At 33.6% G+C, this 2,741-nt stretch carries 5 protein-coding genes; 2 read left to right on the plus strand and 3 right to left on the minus strand.

What is annotated here, in order from left to right; translation table 11 throughout:
* Nucleotides 1-323: 323 nt before the first annotated feature.
* Genes OZD66_RS04980 through OZD66_RS04990 form a run of 3 tightly spaced genes read right to left on the minus strand, consistent with a single transcriptional unit; the run spans nucleotide 324 to nucleotide 1,696 of the window.
* Nucleotides 324-632: an FtsB family cell division protein gene (locus OZD66_RS04980; RefSeq protein WP_220468207.1), complete on the minus strand. Its 309-nt coding sequence runs from the start codon at nucleotides 630-632 to the stop codon at nucleotides 324-326.
* A 55-nt stretch (nucleotides 633-687) separates the two neighbouring features.
* Entirely contained in the window at nucleotides 688-816 is a 129-nt protein-coding gene (gene ykgO, locus OZD66_RS04985; protein ID WP_006279631.1) for a type B 50S ribosomal protein L36, read from the minus strand.
* Between the two features lie 49 nt (nucleotides 817-865).
* Complete coding sequence (locus tag OZD66_RS04990; RefSeq protein WP_182366736.1) at nucleotides 866-1,696, minus strand: pyruvate, water dikinase regulatory protein; 831 nt, start codon at nucleotides 1,694-1,696, stop codon at nucleotides 866-868.
* 135 nt (nucleotides 1,697-1,831) lie between these two features.
* Here OZD66_RS04990 and ccmC point away from each other — a divergent pair, with 135 nt between their 5' ends.
* On the plus strand, nucleotides 1,832-2,542 hold the full coding sequence (gene ccmC, locus OZD66_RS04995) for a heme ABC transporter permease CcmC (protein WP_182366738.1): 711 nt from the start codon (nucleotides 1,832-1,834) through the stop codon (nucleotides 2,540-2,542).
* Nucleotides 2,543-2,568: 26 nt separating this feature from the next.
* Nucleotides 2,569-2,709 (plus strand): hypothetical protein, encoded by a 141-nt coding sequence (locus OZD66_RS05000; RefSeq protein WP_182366820.1) that lies wholly within the window; start codon nucleotides 2,569-2,571, stop codon nucleotides 2,707-2,709.
* Nucleotides 2,710-2,741 lie beyond the last annotated feature (32 nt).

The raw sequence follows: 2,741 nt of genomic DNA on the forward strand, positions 1-2,741 counted from the left end.
TTCCAATTTGAATTCTGCTGTATATTCTCTTACCATTTCTAATCCTCCAAAATTTTATTTTACCCAAAAAAACTCTTTTCTTTCTCTCCATTTTTTCTGGGTAAGGTCATGCAGCTTTTGGGTAATTTAATGGTAAAAATTTTAGAGAGAAATTTTATACACAATCTCTGACATTTTTCCTTAAGTTGACGCCATTGTCTGTTCAGCTAAGCGGTGTGAGAGACAATATAGCTAAACTGACTTAGATTTACCGACAATTTGAAAAACCGTCATCCCGCTACGTGTTAGCGCCGCGGCGGTATGACGTAGGGAGATCTCTACTGCTATTCCACGTCAAGAACAACCATAAGTTCATTAGGGTTCACATAACCTAAAGCATTTTTTGCTTGCTCATCAAGCAGATCTAAATCTAAGCTTTTTTCATATAAGCCAAATACTTTGTTGTCCAACTTTTCCTTTTCAGAAGAGACATCCTTTAGCAAAAGTTTATTGTACTCGATTTCTTTTTTTAAATCGATTAACGTCAATAAGCCACGCTTACCTGTAATTGTGCTAATGCTGAAATATAATGTAAGGGAAGAAATGAGTAAGGCTGCGCTTAAACACAGTAACTTTTGCTTCTTTTTAGACATAAGCACCGTACTTTCACATATAAAAAATATATAACATGAAAAGGTGAACAAAAAGCTAAGAACCTTGACGCGCTTTACACCTTGGCTTTACCTTATTTATAATGTAAATCTTACCACCCCTTTTCACAACTTTACAATTTTTATCTCTGTTACGATGAGATTTTAGCGACCCTTTGACTTTCATATCTATAGTAAGAATTAAATTACTTTACATTATAATCACTTATCAAGAGTTAGTCAATTGATAACATTTTATTAAAATATTGTATAATTGTTGCTGATACTTCTTCGATTGACTTTTGCGTAACATCAATAATTGGCCAGTTATTCTGCTTAAATAGTTCCTCTGCTTCTTTAATTTCCTTTTCTACTTTTTCAGGATTAGCATATATACTATTATCTTCGTTGTTAATTGAAGTAAGTCTATTTTTGCGTATTTCTATTAGCCTACTTACGTCTATTGTTACCCCTATCGTTAGTTTATTTTTTAATTTTGCCAAGCCGACATAAAAGGGTACCCCACTAACAAAAGGAATATTTGCAACCTTATAGCCTCGGTAAGCTAAATACGTACTGGTGGGAGATTTTGATGTACGTGAAACTCCAACCAAAATTATATCTGCTTTATCAATATCTTGAATATTTTGTCCATCATCATGATTAATAGTGTAGTTTATTGCCTCAATGCGCTGAAAATATTCGTTATTTATCTCAGTATGCAAGTCAAGCTTTTCGTCTTTTTCAATTTCAAGATAAGACGAAATTTCTCTAATAATATGTGATAATATTGCTCTATAGGGAATTTTCAACTTTATACAGTTATCTTTTAGATATTTTCTTAGCTCATCATCAGTAATAGTGCATATAACAAAATTATGCTCATCACTTTTCCTATTAATTTCCTCCAGAATTTTGTCAATCTGCTCTTCTCCTTTTACAAAAGACCAAACATATTCGATCGTTTCTATAGAACGAAAGTGTTTCAGGGCTGATTTTGCAACTGATATAACAGTTTCACCACTTGAATCTGATACTAAATGTAGATTAAGCTTTTTAAGGGTCATATACTAAAAATAATAGCTAGCAATCTGCTACTGAAATTATGCTAATTTGTTGACCTACGTAAATATAGAAAAACTATCCTGTTGATAAAACTCAAACTAATTGGTAAATTCTTAACACAATTATTCTCAAAACGAATGTTTTTATTAAAGCCTACAAATTTCTCTTATTTTTCTAAGAAAGCTCTACCTTGGCTTGGGGTGATTTGTTTCGCATGTTTTTTAATTGGAATATTTTTGGCGTTATTCTTCTCCCCAGAGGATTATAAACAAGGAGAAATTGTACGAATTATGTATCTTCATGTGCCTTCTGCATGGCTTGCTCTTGGAATATATGGATTAATTGCTTCACTCAGTTTCATTTCATTAGTGTGGAACAATAGCATTGCTAGTGTCTTGGCACATGCTGCTGCTCCTGCAGGGACAATCTTTTCTGCAATATGCTTAATCACAGGCAGCATTTGGGGAAAAGGAACCTGGGGCACTTGGTGGGTATGGGATGCAAGGCTTACTTCAATGCTGATTTTATTTTTCCTATATGTTGGCTACCTTTCATTGTGGAGCGCTTTTGATAATGAAGCGAGGGCAGAAAAATCAGCAGCAGTATTTGCCATTTTTAGTGCTATAAATATTCCTATAGTAAAATTTTCCGTAAATTTATGGTCTACTCTCCATCAGCCTGCAAGCATTTTGAGAAGAGGTGGAGTAGCAATAGAAGGTTCTTTGCTGTTGCCACTCATTGTAATGTTTATGTTTTGTGCCACATTTTTTTTAGTAGTGTGGATACTGTATTCACTTCATTTGATTAATTCGTACAAAATAAAGAGAGAAATCAGTATGCGGTATTAGGTAGCTTTGTAAGTATACAGGTAAATATGCTAGAGAAAATTAGGCAAAATATCTTTGGTCACTTTAAATACTTGCCTGCTGAAACTGAAGAACGTGCTATGTTATGTGATCTAATACCAATTCTCATTATTAGGAGGACAAATAGGAGACATTGCAGAGTTGTTTAATTATGGAGTGGGTAAGAGAGGTAACAAATTTA

Source organism: Wolbachia endosymbiont of Drosophila baimaii (assembly GCF_028982185.1).
GTDB classification, from domain to species: Bacteria; Pseudomonadota; Alphaproteobacteria; order Rickettsiales; family Anaplasmataceae; genus Wolbachia; species Wolbachia pipientis.

Bases quoted from the DNA above. Each gene is read 5' to 3' on its own strand.
- OZD66_RS04980 (WP_220468207.1), bottom strand. From the start codon at position 632: ATGTCTAAAAAGAAGCAAAAGTTACTGTGTTTAAGCGCAGCCTTACTC.
- ykgO (WP_006279631.1), bottom strand. From the start codon at position 816: ATGAAAGTCAAAGGGTCGCTAAAATCTCATCGTAACAGAGATAAAAAT.
- OZD66_RS04990 (WP_182366736.1), bottom strand. From the start codon at position 1,696: ATGACCCTTAAAAAGCTTAATCTACATTTAGTATCAGATTCAAGTGGT.
- ccmC (WP_182366738.1), top strand. From the start codon at position 1,832: ATGTTTTTATTAAAGCCTACAAATTTCTCTTATTTTTCTAAGAAAGCT.
- OZD66_RS05000 (WP_182366820.1), top strand. From the start codon at position 2,569: ATGCTAGAGAAAATTAGGCAAAATATCTTTGGTCACTTTAAATACTTG.